Below are 16,015 nucleotides of genomic sequence, written 5' to 3'. Positions count from 1 at the left end.
TTCGGAGGTCTTGCCGCCGGTTCCGCTCAAACCCCGAAGGCTTTTCGCTGAACCGAGCCGCCCATCATAGCGGCTTTTTTGTTGCCGTCAATACCCTGATTTATCAGGAGGTTGACGCCGCTTCTTGCGGAAGACCCTGAGGTCTTTTCGTTGAAGCGAGCCGGCCATATTAGCCGTTTTTTTCACGCCGTCAACACCCGATGTTCGCTAGGTGTTTCCGGCCCGTTTCGCTTCTGTCGAGCCGAAGATCGGCAGCTGCGTAGCGGGCCGCGCAGTCTACCGGGCCAGGAAAAAACGTCAACCGCTTTCTTGCGCTCGGTGCGTATGCGGCCATTGCAGGCGCTTCCGGCAGCGTTCCCATCAGGAGAACGCGCACGCGCCGCGTCCGCGCGCGGCGGCGACCCCATGCCGCTGCTGCCGTTGGCGGCCGCTTCGCCGAGAATGCGGGTTCACCCCCCTGCAGGATCTCGCAATGCCCTCCACTGCCGGACGCTCCCTATGGCGCGACGCCTCGCTGCCGGCGCTGGTCGCCGGCTTCGTCACTGTCCTGGTCGGCTTCGCCAGTTCGGCGGTGATCGTGTTCCAGGCCGCGCGCACGCTGGGCGCCTCGCAGGCCGAGATCGCCTCGTGGATGTGGGCGCTGGGGCTGGGCATGGGCGTCACCTGCATCGGCCTGTCGCTGCGCTACCGGATGCCGGTGGTGACGGCCTGGTCCACCCCCGGCGCGGCGATGCTGATCAGCAGCGGCGGCGGCTTGCCGCTGTCCGATGCGATCGGCGCGTTCGTGGTGGCGGCGCTGCTCGGTACCGCAGCCGGATTTTCCGGCATCTTCGAGCGGATGATCCGGCGCATCCCGGTGTCGCTGGCGTCGGCGATGCTGGCCGGGGTGCTGCTGCGCTTCGGCCTGGACGTGTTCGTGGCGATGCAGAGCCGGCTGGGCATGGCGCTGGCGATGTTCGCGGTCTATCTGCTGGGACGCCGCGCGTTCCCGCGCTATGCGGTGATCGCGACGCTGGCGGTAGGCATCGCGATCGCCGCCGGCAGCGGCACGCTGCATCTGGAGACCGCGCAGCTGAGCCTGGCGCGGCCGGTGTTCGTGTGGCCGACACTGTCGTGGCAGGCGTTGTTCGGCATCGCGCTGCCGTTGTTCGTGGTGACGATGGCCTCGCAGAACCTGCCCGGGGTGGCGGTGATCCGCGCGTCCGGCTATGCGGTGCCGATCTCGCCGACGATCGGCTGGATCGGCGTGGTCAATACGCTGCTGGCGCCGTTCGGCGCCTATGGCCTGAACCTGGCGGCGATCACCGCGGCGATCTGCATGGGCCGCGAAGCGCAGGAGGATCCGCAGCGGCGCTACATGGCCGCGGTGTTCGCCGGCCTGTTCTATCTGCTGATCGGCCTGTTCGGCGCGACCGTGGCCGCGCTGTTCGCCGCATTCCCGAAGGAACTGGTGATGGCGATCGCCGGCATCGCGCTGTTCGGCACCATCGGCAACAGCCTGGCGATGGCGCTGAAGGACGAGAGCGAACGCGAGCCGGCGCTGATCACCTTCCTGGTCACCGCCTCGGGGCTATCGCTGTTCGGCATCGGCGCCGCGTTCTGGGGCCTGCTGGCCGGCGCGGCGACGTCGCTGCTGTGGCGGCGCACGCGCTGAGCGTGCGCCGCCACGGATTCGCTCAGCGCGGATCGCGCAGCTGCAGCAGCCAGTGGGTGGAGACGCCGGACGGGCTGGGCAAGGGTTCGAAATCGAACTGGCGATGCACCGGCGCGGCGGCTTCGATGCGCAGCGGCAAGGTCACGTAGGCGGCGCGGCCCTGGCGCAGCAAGGTGGCGATGCGCTGGATTTCGACGGGCGCGGCGTCGCTGGCGTACAGCTGGTCCAGTTCGTAGCCGATCAGCTCGGCGACCTCGCGTTGGTACAGCACCGCGAAGGCGTCGTTGACGAACGCCAGCCGGCTGGGGCGGCCGTCGCTGCCGCGCTCGATGATCGCCACCGGTTCGCGCAGCCGCGACAACGAGGCCTCCAGCAGCGCGAAATCCTGCTGGAAGCGCTTGCGCTCCATTAGTTCGATCAGCACCCGCAGGCTGCGCGCCGACTCCAGGCTCAGCGGCGACCACGGCCGCGCGCGGCCGCGCACGGTTTCCTGCCACAGGTCGAAGCTCTTGCGCGGCGACAGGCGCGAGTTGGGAATGTCCTGCAGCTTGGACAGCTGCGGGTTGCCGGCCCAGTTGACCGTGCGCACCTGCTCGCGCCGCGTCCACAGCAGCGCGCTGCGCGCCTGCGGCATCAGCGGCACGAAGATGAAGCCGGCGGCCAGCGGCGCCAGGTCGGCCAGTTCCGGGAAGGTCGCGCCGATCTGGTCGGTATGCAAGGCGCCGACCGCGTCGTGGCGCAGCGCTTCATGATGGCTGGACTCGATCTGTTCGCGGATCCGGGCAAGTTCGGCGGCGCTCGGCACGGTGCCGTGGCGGGTGACGTGGTCGCCGTGGAACACCGCCACGCCGTCGGCATCGACCACGTCGAGCAGGTCCGACGCCATGTCGTCGAGCATGTCGCCGGTCAGCGTCTCGGCTTCGTTGAAGTTGGTGATCAGCTTTTCGCGCACGGTCAGCAGCACCGTTTCCACGCGCGCGCGCGACACCGCGGTCAGCGCGCCGATGCGCCCGGCCAGGGCGCGGCTGACCGCGTCGGTGACGTCGCGCATCTCGTGGTTGCAGAAGTACGGGCGGTAGTGGTGGCAGGCGATCAGCCCCCACAGCGCGTCGTTGACCACGATCGAGGCCACCAGGGTGGCGGTGACGCCCATGTTGGCCAGGTATTCCAGGTGCACCGGGGAGACGCTGCGCAGGCTGACGTCGCTCAGGTCCACCGGCGCGCGCAGTCGCGGATGCAGGGTCGGCTCGATCGGCGAGGGAACATAGCCGACGTCGGCGATCTGGCGCACGCGGTTGCGCAGGTACAGCGTGCGCGCCTGCACCGGGATGTCGCTGGCCGGATAGTGCAGGCCCAGATAGGACTCCAGCTCGGGCGTGCGCGCCTCGGCCACGACGTCGCCGTTCCACTCGTCGTCGAAGCGGTAGATCATCACCCGGTCGTAGCCGATCAGCGTGCGCAGGCTCTTGGCCGCGCGCTGGCAGGCTTCGTCGATGCTGTTGTCGGTCTCGAGCCGGCGCAGCAACGGCAATGCCTCGCGCAAGGTGGCGTCGGCCAGCGGCGCATCGCGCGGCTCCAGTTCCAGCAGCCATTGCTCCGGGTACAGATGCCAGGCGCCGACCCAGCGCTGGCGCGGAGCCGTGGCGCGGCGCGGGAAACCGACGTCGACGTACGCGAGCTGGGTGCGTTCGGAGGCGTCCGCCGACAGGCGCGGTTCCTGCAGCGTCAGCAGCGCGTCGTAGCGCTGTCCGAGCAGGTCCGCCAGCGGCACGCCGAGCAGGTCGGCGGCGCTGGTGCTGGCCTGCACGATGCGGCGGTCGCCGGGTTCGATCACCAGCAGCGCGCCGTGCGGCTGGATCGATCCGGGAATATGGATCGGCTCGCGCGCGCAGGCGTCCATGTCCAAGGGCACGGCGGTCTCGCTCATGCGACTGTCTCCAGGGCGAAGTGGGTGTGGAAGTGCGCGAACATCGCGCGTGCGCCAGCGACGGCGGCCTGCCGCGATTGCGGCGTCGGCAGGGCCTGCTCCAGGCGTTGCTGGAAACGCCGCCAGCAGGCCGGATCGGCATGGCCGAGCTCGAAATAGGTCAGCGCCGGGGCGGCGGCGGCCAGGCTCTGCCGCAGTTGCCGGGCGATCAGGCGCCCGCCCAGGCGCGAGCCTTCGACCACGTACAGCATCCCCCAGCGGCTGTCGGCGTCGGGCGCTGGCGGCACTGGCGCCGGCAGCGGCGGCGTAGCCCGCAGCGCGGCCAGGTCCTGTTCCAGCAGCGGACTGCGCGGCTGGTAGCGCCAGGTGGCGTCGCCAATGGCGTGCAGCCAGGCGCCCTCGCACTGCTCCCAGCCGGCCAGCGCGGCGTGATGGCGGCGCAGCACCTGGACGTAGTCGTGCACGGACAGGGAATCGCGCATCAGCGCGCGCATCGCCGGCAATTGTTCGACGGCCAGATGCTGTTGCGCGGTGGCTTCGCGCAACAGGCGCGAGGCGGTGAGGGGCGCGGCGGAACCGTCGGGGGGCGACATCATGGAGGGCGTGCGGTCTACAGCAGCCGGACCGGCCGCGACGGCGGAGAGGCCGCACAGCGTAGCATCGTGGGCGCACAGCGCCCGGCGCAGCGGCGGCCGCGCCGCGCGCCGCGCCGGCTCAAGCTGAGCAATTCATCCGCCGCCAGTGGTCCGCGCCCGCCATGCGGGCAGCGGTCCGCCGCAACGCGGTTCGGCGTGCTAAGCGGTGGCGCTGTCGGGCAGGCGCGCACGGCGCCAGGCCACGACCCAGCCGGCAGCCAGCAACAGCGCGGCCAGCAGCCACGGCGCGCCGGGCAGATGCGCCGGTGCGTGCGTGCCGATGAACAGCGCGAACACCCACGTGTACAGCAGCGGCCCGACGATGCCGGCCAGGCTGACCAGGCTCATCAGCGCGCCCTGCACGCGGCCTTGCGCATCGGCGCCGACGTGGCGGGTGACGATGGCCTGCGCGGACGGCGACGCCACCGCCCACAGCGCGCTGACCGGCACCCCGAGCAGGAACATCGCGCCGCTGCCGGCGACGCTGTAGATGGCGAAGCCGGCCACGCCGCAGCCCAGCCCGAACAGCAGCGCCCCGCGTTCGCCGAGCCGGCGCACCACGCGCGCGACCAGCAAGGCGTTGACCACGATGCTGCACACCCCGACCAGGGCCAGCACCCAGCTGACCTGCTTCGGTCCCCACTGGTACTGGTACTCGGCGAACAGCACGAAGATGCTCGGATACACGTAGTGCGCCAGGTTGGCCAGGAAGATCACCGCGGCCAGCGCGAATACCTGCGGGTAGCTGCGCAGCAGCCGCAGCGCGCCGAACGGATTGGCGTGCTTCCAGTCCAGGCGCGGGGTGCGCCGCTCCGGCGCCAGCGATTCGGGCAGCACCCACAGGCCATAAAGGAAATTGAGCAGCGCCAGCGCCGCGGCGAACCAGAACGGCGCGCGCAGGTGGTAGCTACCGAGCCAGCCGCCGAGCAGCGGCCCGATCACGAAGCCGAGCCCGAACGCGGCGCCGATCATGCCGTAGGCCTGGGCGCGCTTGTCCGGCGTGGTGATGTCGGCGATGTAGGCGTTGGCGGTGGTGAAGCTGGCCGAGAACACGCCCGACACCACCCGCGCCAGCAGCAGCAACGGCAGGCTCTGCGCCAGCGCCATCACCACGAAGTCCACGCCCAGGCCCAGGCACGAGGCCAGGATCACCGGGCGCCGGCCGTAGCGGTCGGACAGCGCGCCCTGCAGCGGCGAGCTGACGAACTGCAGCGCGGCGAACAGGAAGCCGAACCAGCCGACCCACTTCGCCGCCGCGGCGAAATCGCCGCCGGTGAAGCCGCGCACCAGCCCCGGCAGCACCGGAATGATGACGCCGAAGGCCAGCACGTCGATCAGCAGGGTGATGAAGATGAAGACCAGGGCGGCATTGCGCGTGCGCGCGGCAGGGGGCGAGGAATGCACGGCATGGTCTCCCGGTGGAGGCGGCAGTGTAATCGGCAGGGGTGGGATTTCGGGATGGGGCTGGACCTGTGGCGGCGCGAATGGCGGCGGTGGCGACCGGGAGACGGGTGATGGCCCGGCGCCAGGGCCTTGGACCGGCGCCGATGGCGCAGGGCTCACTGATCCCGATGGTGTCAGCCGTCGTTGCCGCGGACCCGCAGGCGCAGGCGTGCGAAGAACGCAGTTGCTGCGGGAAGGTTCGGTCCCGACGCAGCGTCGGTAGAGCGCGTCGGGACTGAAGTCCCTCCCACAGGTGGGTCGAGGCGGCCTGATGCCTGGTCGATAGAGCGGCTGGAGCCGATGGCCTGAAACCGTCGAAGCCCCTGACTGGACGCGCCGCCCGCAGAGCGTCTTTGCGAAGGGTGCGAGCGCGGCGGCGAAGATGGGTTCCGACGCATTGTCGGTACAGCGCGTCGGGACTGAAGTCCCTCCCACAGGGGGGTCGAGGCGGCCTGATGCCTGGTCGATAGAGCGGCTGGGGCCGATGGCCTGAAAACCGCCGAAGCCCCCGCCTGGACGCGCCGCCCGCAGAGCGTCTTTGCGAAGGGTGCGAGCGCGACGGCGAAGATGGGTTCCGACGCATTGTCGGTACAGCGCGTCGGGACTGAAGTCCCTCCCACAAGGGAGCGAATCGGCCTGGGCCGGTCTATTCCTTCTAGTGCCGGTCGATCTGGTACCGGTCGATGACGCGGTTGCGGCTGATGGCCTGGGGCCGCCGCCTATCCGCGGCGAACCCTCGCGGCAGCGCGCGCCGTTACAGCGGCGCGACCGCGATGGTCTGCTGCAGCACGTGCTGCGCGCCGGCGGCCAGTTCGATCACCTCGGGGCCGGCGTTGGCCGCTTCCAGGCACACGAACTGGCGCCAGTGGGCGCCGACGTCGACCATCTTCTGCGCGCCGGCTTCGCCCGGATTCCAGGCCACCAGGGTGCGGCTGCCGGCGGTGGCGATCTCGATGCGGCGCTGCAGGCCGGGATCGAGCAGCGTGTAGCGGCCGCCGGCGCCGGTGTAGATGCGGTCGCTGCGGCCGGGATCGCGCGGGTCCTGCAGGCTCCAGTCGCCGTGCTGGCGGTGCGGCGTGGCGTAGTTTTCGAACTTGTCCAGGTAGTCGAGCCCGTCCAGGCCCTGCACCCGCACCCGGGTGGCGTCGGCGACGTGGAAATAGTTGTGCAGCGCCTGGGTGAAGCGCGCCGGTTCGCGGCCGACGTTGTCGGTGATCAGGCGCTGCTCCAGGGTCGCGCCGATGCGCAGCTGCATGCGCAGGCGCAGCGGCAGGTCGTCGAAGTCCGGCGGCGCCAGGGTCAGCAGCATGCTGCCGTCGGCCTCGCGGCGCGCGTCCTGCAGCTGCCACGGCACGGTGCGCACGAAGCCGTGCGCCGGCACGTCGGCGCTCTGGTCCTGGCGGCCGAAGTACGGCCAGCACACCGGGGTGCCGCCGCGGATCGGGGTGGGCGTGGGCTGCGCGCTCGGCGACAGCCACATCACCTCGGTGCCGCCCTTGGGCACGAACGACAGCAACTGGCCGCCGAACAGGCTGATCGCGGCGGTGGAGTGCGGAGTCTCCACCAACAGCGAGGGGTAACCGTGGAAATCGCCTGTGCTCAGGCCGGGGATCTCGGACATGGGGGTGATGCTCCGTGGCGCGGGGGATTGGACGAAGGCCGGATAGCGCGCCGGCACGCGGAACGCGGTCGCGGGCTTGCCGCCGAACGGCGTGGATGGCGCAGGTGCCGGCGTGGTCGGCGTGGCGGGTGCAGCGGCGGGTGCGCCGGATGCTTCGCGGCGCAAGGCATCGAGGATGCGCTGCCCGGCACGGCCGTCGGCCGGCTGCAGGCCCAGGCGCAGCTGCTCGGCCTGGATCGCGCGGCGGCTGGCGCTGCCGATCATGCCGTCGGCCTGGCCGATGTCGTGGCCGCGCGCCAGCAGCAGGGTCTGCAGTTCGCGCCGCTCCGGACGGCCCAGGCCGGGATCGTCGGTGGGCCAGGCGGTGACCAGGCCGGGCTTGCCGCGCAGCTGGTCGGACAGCAGCGCGATCGCCAGCGCATAGCTTTCGGCGGCGTTGTAGGCGTAGATCGCGTCGTAGTTGCGGAACACCAGGAACGCCGGGCCGTTGGTGCCGGCCGGGATCAGCACCGCGGCCGGCGTCTGCGGCGCCAGCGCAGGCAGGTCGAGCGCGCTGCCGTCGATGGCGGTCACGCCGCGCGTGCGCCAGTCGGACAGCGGCCGGCGCTGGGTGCGGCCGGCCAGGGCCGGGTCGAAGCCGACCGGCAATTTGACCTCCATGCCCCACGGCTGCCCGCTCTGCCAGCCAGCCAGCTTCAGGTAGTTGGCGGTGGAGGCCAGCGCATCGGGAATGCTGGCGACCAGATCGCGGCGGCCGTCGCCATCGCCGTCCACGGCGACGCGGGCATAGGTGCTGGGCATGAACTGGGTGTGGCCGAAGGCGCCGGCCCAGGAGCCGCTCAGCCCGTCGGGCTGCAGGTCGCCGGCCTGCAGCAGTTTCAGCAGCGCGAACAGTTCGCCACGGAAGAACGGCTGGCGGCGGCCGTTGCACGACAGGGTCAGCAGCGACACCAGCAGCGGGCGCTTGCCGGAGACACGGCCGTAGTCGCTCTCCACGCCCCACACCGCGACCACGGTCGCCGCGTCCACTCCGTATTGCTGCGCCACCCGGGCGAGCAGATCGCGATGCGTGACCAGCATCGCGCGGCCGTCGGCGACGCGCTGGGTGTCCACCAGCCCGGCCAGGTAGTCCCAGATCGGCGTGGTGAATTCGGGTTGCGCGTCGAGCAGCGGCAATACGCTCATGTCCGGCTGCACGCCGGCGGTGAAGCGGTCGAACGCGGTGGCGGCCACGCCGCTCTTGGCGGCGGCGGTGCGCAGCGTGGACAGGCAACCGACGAAGGCGGGGTCCGGCGCCACGGGCGGCGCGGGCAGGGTCTGCGCGGCGGCGCAGGGCGCGGCCAGCAGCAAGGCCCAGGCGAAACGCATCATCGGAACTTCCTCGCCAACAGCAGGCCGGACATCATAAACAACCGCCGGGAATGGCTGCTCACGCGCGGTGGCGGATTCACGGGGGTCCGGCGCGTTTGTAGGAGCGGCTTCAGCCGCGACAGGCGTTACCGATAGATCCTGTCGCGGCTGAAGCCGCTCCTACACGGGTCCTGCGCCGGCTCAGTGCACGGCGACCACGCGGTTGCGGCCGCCGCTCTTGGCCGCGTACAGCGCTTCGTCGGCGCGCTGCACCAGGCCGTTGGCGTCGTCGCCGGGGCGCAGCTGGACCACGCCGATGCTCACGGTCGGCTGCAGCTCGGGAAAGGCGAGCGCGGCCTGCGCGCGGAAGCGTTCGCGGATCCGCTCGGCGATCGGGGTGGCCTGCGCCGCATCGATGCCGGGCAGCGCGATCACGAATTCCTCGCCGCCGTAGCGGCCGATCAGGTCGTCGCCGCGCAGTTCCTCGCGCAGCGCCTGGGCCAGCGCGCGCAGGCCGTCGTCGCCGGCACGGTGGCCATAGCGGTCGTTGAGCCGCTTGAAGTGGTCCACGTCCAGGAACATCAGCGCCAACGGTTGCCGCCGGCGCCGGGCGGCCTGCTTCAACGCGGTCAGGCGCTCGTGCCAGGCGCGGCGGTTGAGCAGGCCGGTCAGCGGATCCAGGTCGGCCAGCTGCCGCGCCTGGTCGCGGTCGCGGCGCAGCGAGGTGCTGCGCTCCGCCAGGCCCAGCGACAGCACCAGCGCCTCGAACGCACCGGCGGCCAGTGCCGCCTCTTCGCTCCACGTCCAGTGCGCCACCATGCCGAAGCCCTGCAGGCTGCTGAGCGCGGTGACCAGCAGCAGCGGCGTCCAGCCGAGCAGGAACAGCCCGGCATAGCGCGAGCCGCGCCATGCCGCCACCACGGCGATGCCGATCAGCAGCGGCCCGCCGAGGATCAGCAACGGGTTGACCAGCGCCCGGCCGAGCGCGTCCAGCCACGGCAGCGGCAGCAGCGCCGGCAGCGCGATCAACGCGACCAGCAGCGCATAGCCGCGCAGCCAGCGCCGCGCGCGCGGCAGGTACTGCGCCAGGTCGGCGAAGCGTTCCAGGAACAGCACCGCGGCCACGATCGACGTGGTGACCCCCAGGCGACCCCAGAACCGCGCGGCCTGGCCGATCGCTTCCAGGCCCAGCGGATGCACCACGTAACCGGTCTCCAGCGCCATCACCAGGCCGTAGCCGAGCACGTAGACGGCGTAGTACAGGAACGTCGCCTCGCGCAGCCGCCAGGCGAACACCAGCGCCATCGCCGCCATGCTCAGCATGATCGCGAAGCTCAGGCTGGCGACCACCAGCCAACGGCTGTCCTGGCGCAGGTAGTCGGACTCGCTGCGCAGCTGGAAGCGCAGCGAAGCGGCCATGACCCCGCGCTGGTCCACCCACAGCCGCAGCGGCTGCCCGGCGGCCGGTGCGGCATCGATGCGGAAACCGAGGCGGCCGTTGCCGGGCAGCGCCTGCGGGTCGTCGCGCATCAGCCCGCGCTGCTGCGGTGCCGCGCCGGCGACCGGCGCCAGCAGGGTGACCCGCTGCAACGCAGGACTGGGCACTTCCAGCACCCACGGCGCCGGCGGCCACTGCCCCTGCGCCGGCCACAACAGCACCCAGGCGCCGGCATCGCCGCCGTGCAGCTGGGTCATCCGGTTCGGATCGAAACGCTGCAGCGCCGGATCGGCGCGCGAGGGCGGCACCCCGCGGTCGGCGGCGGCGACCGGGCGCCAGGCGCCTTGCAGCGCCGGCATGGGCGCGGGCGCCGCCGCGGCAGCGTCGCAGGCGAGCAGCAGGCAGCACCACAGCAACGCCCGGGCATGGCTGCGCCAACGGCGCAACCGGGCGAAGAACGCGGCAAACACGAAAGACATCACGACTGCAGGGGCGGCGGACACTGCAACATCATCGGCCAGCGCCGCGCAAACCTGATGCCACGCCTGCCCATCGGTTCAGTCCAGCGCATCCAGGTAGTACCAGCGGCCGTCCTCGCGCACGAAGCGGCTGTGCTCGGTCATGCGCACGGCGCTGCCGCCGCCGATGCGATAGCGGGCCAGGAAGGCGACCTCGGCGCTGTCGGCGCCGCTGGCGACGACCCGCTGCACGGTCAGGCCGAGCCAGGCGGTGTGCGTATCCAGTTCCAGTTCCGCCGGGCGCGTGGACGGGTGCCAGCTGGCGCGCAGGTAGTCGGCGTCGCGGCGCACGTAGGCGCTGTAGCGCGCGCGCATCAGCGTTTCGGCGTCGGGCGCGGCGGCGCCGGCGTGGTAGAGCCCGCAGCACTGCGCGTAATCGCGCGGGCGGCCGCAAGGGCAAGGATCGGCGAGGCGCGGGGCGGACGGAGACATGCGCCGATTGTGCCGGCTGCGGCGGCGCGGCGCACGCCGGCGCTGCCGTGCGCGGCGGCCCCGGCTATGCTTGCGCGCCCATCGCCCGGAGCGCCGCCTTGCTGGAGCTGATCCCGACCGAACTGCCCTGGCTGCTGTGCATCGCCTTCGTCGCCGGGCTGGTGGATGCGGCGGTGGGCGGCGGCGGCCTGATCCAGTTGCCGGGGCTGTTCGCGACCCTGCCGCAGCAGGCGCCGGCGGTGCTGCTGGGCACCAACAAGTTCAGCGCGATGGCCGGCACCGGCGCGTCGGCCTGGCGTTATGCGCGCAACGTGCGCTTCCCGTGGCGGCCGGTGCTGTACGCCACCGCGGCGGCGTTCGCGTTCTCCTTCCTCGGCGCCACCGCGGTCAGCCTGTTGCCGAAACAGGCGGTACGGCCGCTGATCCTGGCGCTGCTGATCGCGATGCTGGTCTATACGCTGATCAAGAAGGATTTCGGCGCGCTGCACCGGCCGCGCCACATCGGCCGCCGCGAACTGGCCATCGCACTGGCGATGGGCGCGGCGATCGGTTTCTACGACGGCTTCTTCGGGCCCGGCACCGGCAGCTTCCTGATCTTCCTGTTCATCCGCTTCTTCGGCCTGGACTTCCTGCGCGCCTCGGCCGCCTCCAAGGTGGTCAACCTGGCCACCAACCTGGCCGCACTGTGCTTCTTCGTGCCCAGCGGGCAGGTGCTGCTGGCGGTGGCGGTGCCGATGGCGGTGGCCAACATCGCCGGCGCGGTGGCCGGCACGCGGCTGGCGCTGCGCGGCGGCACGCCGTTGATCCGGCAGCTGTTCCTGGTGCTGGTGGTGGTGCTGATCGGCAAGATGGGCTGGGACCTGCTGCGCTGAGGCACGGCGGTCGCTGCGCGCGCCGATCGCATCCGGCGTCGATGGAGCCGACGCCAGCGGCGCCGCTGCCGTGATCGGTGTCGGCGCGATTGACGCACGCGCGTCGACGGCGCCGTTCGTGAGCGCGATCGGCCGGCCGCGCCGGCCCGGTGCGGCCGGTCACGCTCAGCGGCGGCTGCGCGCCTTCGGCGAGGCAGGGGGCTTGGTCTTGGAGGCCGGCGGCGGTGCCTTCACGGGCGTTGCCGCGCGCTCCGGTGCCGCACGCCTGGCGGCGGAAGGCTTGGCTGCAGCAGGCTTGGTTGCCGCGGTCGCCGTGGCGGGCTTGGCCGCTGCTCTCGCCGATACCGGCTTGGTCGAGGTTGCCGCCTTGCCGCCCTTTGCCAGCATGCCGCTGGCGGCAGGCTTGGCAGAACGAGTCGGTTCCGCAGGTTTGGCGCCGGGCGCGGCGACGGCAGCAGCGGTGCCGCGCTTCGCGGCCCGGCGCTTGTCGCCATGGGGAGCGTGCACCGCATCGGCGATGTCGGTCGCCGCAGGCACGGAAGCGGCGCTCCCGACATCCGCAGCGGCACGCGCAACCGCGGTGGCAGCAACGTTCGCGACCGTCGGCGCAGCCGGTACCGTCTGCGCGTGCGCCGCCTGGGCCGGCGCCGCCTCCTGCAGCGCCGGCTCGTCGCCGCGCGTGCGTTCCGGCAACTTGAGCCGGTGCTGCTGCTCGTCGTACTCGATCAGCAACACGCCGGAGGTGTGGCGGCCGCTGATCTCGACGAAACAGGCGCCGCCGATGAACGGCTCCAGCGTCATCACCGACTTCAGCGGCGTGGCCACCACCATCTGGAAACCGAAGTTCTCGAAGATGTTCATCGCCAGCGCGGTGAACTCGTTGTCGGCCTTGTCGAACGCCTCGTCCAGCACCACCGCCGCGTAGCGCGGCAGTTCGCCGTCCTCGCCGCCGAGCTGGTAGCGCAGCGCCGCGGCCAGGCAGGTGGTGGCCAGCTTCTGCCGCTGGCCGCCGGACTTGCCGGCACCGCTGCGGTAGATCTCCACCTGCGCGCGGCTGTGCGCATCCAGCTCCACGCCGACGAACTCCACGTGCTGGCGCACGTCCAGCACCTGCTCGCGCCAGCGCCGCAGTTCCGCGTCCTGCGCGCCGAGCCGCTGCACCAGCATGCGCAAGGTGGCGAACTGGGCCTCGGCCAGCGCGCGGTCCTCGGTCTGCTGGTGGCCCAGCACCTCGCGCAGTTGCTGCTGGAATTCCTGCACCTCGAGCAGCCGGCGGTCGCTGACCTCAATGGTCAGCAGGGTGCCGCGGTTGAACGGCACCTGTTCGAGGCTGGCGTTGACCTCGTCCATGCGCTGCTTGATCGCCTTGTGCGCTTCGGCGGTATGCCGTTGCAGGGCCAGCAGGTTGTTCTTGCTCTGGGTCTGCAGCAGGTCGAAGAAGCGGCCCTCGTGGCGCGGCAGGCCGTCGCTCTCCAGCCGCTGCAGGCGCGCCAGGAAATCGTCGGCGCTGGCCAGGCTGACGGTGAAGTCGCCGCTGTCCTCCGGCCATTGCTGGCAGTAGCGGCGGAAGCAGTCGAGCAACTGCTGGCCCAGCCGCGCGTCCTGGCCCTGGCTCTGCGCCAGCTGCTCGCCAAGGCCGCGCTCGACGCTGCGCAGGTGCGCTTCCAGGTTGTCCAGGCTCAGCGGCGACAACGCCGCCAGGCGCGCGTCCAACCCCTGCGCCTGCGCCGGCGTGATCGCCGCGGTCGCCACGCGCGCGGCGCAGGTCTCGCGCTGCGCCTGCAGCCGGCTGCGCTCGCGGCCCAGCTGCGCGCGCTCCAGGCGCACGTCCTCGTAGGTGCGCCGCGCCTGGTCGCGCAGCGCCCGCGCCACGGCGATCTGCTCGCCCAGCGCGCGCAGCGCGGTGTCGCCTTCGCGCAGCTGCAGCAGCTGCTCGGCGATGTCGCTCAGGCGCTGCAGCTTGGGCGCCACATCGATCTCGTCCCAGTCGCGCTCGGCCAGGGTGTGCGCGGCCAGCTGGCGGCCCTGGTCGAGTTCGCGCTGCTTGCGCAACGCGGCGACGTCGGCGTCGCAGGCGGCGATGCGCTGCGCCAGGGCCTGGCCCTCGCGTTCGTACACCTTGAGCTTGTCGCGGTTGTCGTAGCCGAGCAGCCAGCGCTTGCGGTCGCCGACGGCGTGGCGGTCGTCCTTCTCGTAGCGGTCGCCGGGATGCTTGAGCTGGCCTTCGCGGGTGATCGCGCGCTCGGCGTTGCGCAGCTGCGCGGCGCTGTCGACGCAGGCGTAGTCGAAGCGCCGGCCCAGTTCGTGGCGCAGCCAGGTCGCATAGGGATGGTCGCGCAGCTGCAGCTTGCGCAGCAGCGAGCGCGGGTCCGGTTCGCGGCTGTGCAGGGCTTCGTTGTGGCGCACCCGATAATAGACCAGGCGGGTGCCGAGCTGGGTCTGGTTGACCCACTCGGCGACCGTGGCGTGGTGGCGCTCGTCGACCAGCAGCGACTGCGCGAAGCCGTGCAGCACGCGCTCGATCGCGCCGCGCCAGGCGGCCTGCGTCTCGTCCACCTGCATCAGCTCGCCGACGAACGGCAGCGCCGCCTCGGCCAGGCCGGTGTCGGCGCACAGCCGCGCGCGCAGCGCCTGCATCGGCGCGGGGATGCTCGACGGCGCCTTGTGCAGCGCGTCGATCTCGGTGCGGATCGCGGCGAAGCGGCGCTCGTCCTCGCGGCGCTCGGCCATGCGTTCGGCGATCGCCTCGTCCAGCGCGCTGGCCTCGCCGGCCACGCCGTCGCGCAGCGCACGCGCCTGCGCCACCTGCTCGGCGAAGCCGGCGGCGCTGCCGGCCAGGCCCATGCCGAGCTGGCGGCAGGCCTGCTCGACCTGGCTGCGCCGGCGCATGCGTTCGTCGCGTTCGCGCTCGACCCGGCCGCGTTCGCGCTCCAGCGCCTCGACCCGCTCGCCGCCCTGCGCGCGCTGCTCGGTCTCGCGTTCGGCCAGCTTCTGTTCGTGGTTGTCCAGCGCCTCGCGGCGCTGCCCTTCCTCGCCGGCCAGGCCGCGGTCCTGCGTGTCCAGTTCCTGCAGGCGCGCGTCCAGCAGCGCCAGCCGGCGCTGCTCGCGGTAGCCATCGATGCCCAACTGCAGCTCGCGCAATTCGCCGACGCTGCGGCGCAGGGCCATCAGCTCGGCGTAGTGCTGCCGCGCCGGGACCAGCGTCTCCACCTGGCGCCGCGCGGTCACCACCGCATGGTGGGCGCCGTCGAGTTCGGCGAAGTCGTCGACCAGGCGGTCGGCGGCCTCGAAGGTGCGCGGTTCGTCGAGCATGAAGCTGCGCAGGAACGCATTGAGATCGCCCAGGTTCTTCGCCGACTGGGTCTTGTGCAACAGCCGCAGCGCCATCTCGTTGCCGATGCCGAGCAGGTGGCGGAAGCGTTCGGCATAGCCGGCGAAGCTGTCGAAATGGTGCACCTCTTCGCCCAGGCGCTGCTTGAGCCGGCGCAGGTCCAGGTCGAAGCCGTCCAGCTCGACGGCCACGTCGAAGCCGCGCGGCGCCACCATGTAGTGCTTGCGCACGTCGGCCGCGGCGGTGCCGCTGCCGGCGATCCAGAACAGGCGCACCAGGCTCACCGCCTGGCCGTGCGCGTTGCGGTATTCCAGCGCCAGCGCCGACCAGGTCGCGCCCTTGCGCAGGTACTGGGTGGCGATCTCGCCCGAGGCGCTGTCCTGCTGGTCGGCCCAGGCGCCGCGCACGTACGACACCAGGCTGCGGTCGCGGCCGCTGCGCTCGGCCTCGCGCGCGGCGGCGTTGAAGTCGACGATGCTCGGCGGGGTCAGCAGCGCCGACATCGCATCGAGCAGGGTCGACTTGCCCGAGCCGGAGCGGCCGACGAACAGGAAGCCCTTGTCGGCGACCGGCACGTCGGTCAGGCCGTTGAAGGTGCCCCAGTTGTGCACCTGCAGGCGGCGCATGCGGTATTGCTGCGCGCGCTGTTCGGCCAGCGTGTCGGCGAACAGCGACGGCGCGGGGACGGATGCGGACGCGGACGGATCGGACAGGGACGTCATCGGGTGCTCATCGGAAAATCGAGATCGCCAGGGCGCCTGGCGGTGGGCTGGGCGGGCCGGCGGTGGGTCGCG

Annotated in this window: 9 protein-coding genes; 2 read left to right on the top strand and 7 right to left on the bottom strand. The window is 71.8% G+C overall.

Annotation, left to right across the window (positions count from 1 at the left end; all coding sequences use genetic code 11):
• The first annotated feature begins 472 nt into the window (after window positions 1-472).
• A complete protein-coding gene (locus HDC36_RS19495; RefSeq protein ID WP_179570527.1) occupies window positions 473-1,654 on the top strand; it encodes a benzoate/H(+) symporter BenE family transporter in 1,182 nt (393 codons plus the stop codon).
• A gap of 22 nt (window positions 1,655-1,676) precedes the next feature.
• On the opposite strand, the gene bphP is transcribed toward HDC36_RS19495, so the two are convergent.
• From bphP to HDC36_RS19465, 6 genes are all read right to left on the bottom strand, one after another.
• The gene (gene bphP / locus HDC36_RS19490) at window positions 1,677-3,581 is read right to left on the bottom strand and encodes a bacteriophytochrome BphP (protein WP_179570526.1); all 1,905 of its coding nucleotides are present in this window, start codon (window positions 3,579-3,581) and stop codon (window positions 1,677-1,679) included.
• Entirely contained in the window at window positions 3,578-4,177 is a 600-nt protein-coding gene (locus tag HDC36_RS19485; RefSeq protein ID WP_179570525.1) for a biliverdin-producing heme oxygenase, read from the bottom strand. Before HDC36_RS19485 ends, bphP begins: the two co-directional genes overlap by 4 nt.
• Window positions 4,178-4,375: 198 nt before the next feature.
• The gene (locus HDC36_RS19480) at window positions 4,376-5,620 is read right to left on the bottom strand and encodes a TCR/Tet family MFS transporter (protein WP_338123769.1); all 1,245 of its coding nucleotides are present in this window, start codon (window positions 5,618-5,620) and stop codon (window positions 4,376-4,378) included.
• 793 nt (window positions 5,621-6,413) lie between these two features.
• A complete protein-coding gene (locus HDC36_RS19475; protein ID WP_255432833.1) occupies window positions 6,414-8,648 on the bottom strand; it encodes a lytic murein transglycosylase in 2,235 nt (744 codons plus the stop codon).
• Window positions 8,649-8,831: 183 nt separating this feature from the next.
• The gene (locus HDC36_RS19470; RefSeq protein ID WP_179570524.1) at window positions 8,832-10,547 is read right to left on the bottom strand and encodes a diguanylate cyclase; all 1,716 of its coding nucleotides are present in this window, start codon (window positions 10,545-10,547) and stop codon (window positions 8,832-8,834) included.
• A 78-nt stretch (window positions 10,548-10,625) separates the two neighbouring features.
• Complete coding sequence (locus HDC36_RS19465) at window positions 10,626-11,018, bottom strand: YchJ family metal-binding protein (RefSeq protein WP_179570523.1); 393 nt, start codon at window positions 11,016-11,018, stop codon at window positions 10,626-10,628.
• Window positions 11,019-11,116: 98 nt separating this feature from the next.
• Here HDC36_RS19465 and HDC36_RS19460 point away from each other — a divergent pair, with 98 nt between their 5' ends.
• The gene (locus tag HDC36_RS19460) at window positions 11,117-11,890 is read left to right on the top strand and encodes a TSUP family transporter (RefSeq protein ID WP_179570522.1); all 774 of its coding nucleotides are present in this window, start codon (window positions 11,117-11,119) and stop codon (window positions 11,888-11,890) included.
• A 165-nt stretch (window positions 11,891-12,055) separates the two neighbouring features.
• On the opposite strand, the gene HDC36_RS19455 is transcribed toward HDC36_RS19460, so the two are convergent.
• Window positions 12,056-15,943 carry an SbcC/MukB-like Walker B domain-containing protein gene (locus HDC36_RS19455; protein ID WP_179570521.1) on the bottom strand — a complete coding sequence of 1,296 codons (3,888 nt, stop codon included), beginning with the start codon at window positions 15,941-15,943 and terminating at the stop codon, window positions 12,056-12,058.
• Window positions 15,944-16,015: the final 72 nt, after the last annotated feature.

The organism is Xanthomonas sp. JAI131 (assembly GCF_013410075.1).
GTDB classification, from domain to species: domain Bacteria; phylum Pseudomonadota; class Gammaproteobacteria; order Xanthomonadales; family Xanthomonadaceae; genus Xanthomonas_A; species Xanthomonas_A bonasiae.
This window is presented reverse-complemented; position numbering and strand designations above follow the sequence as displayed.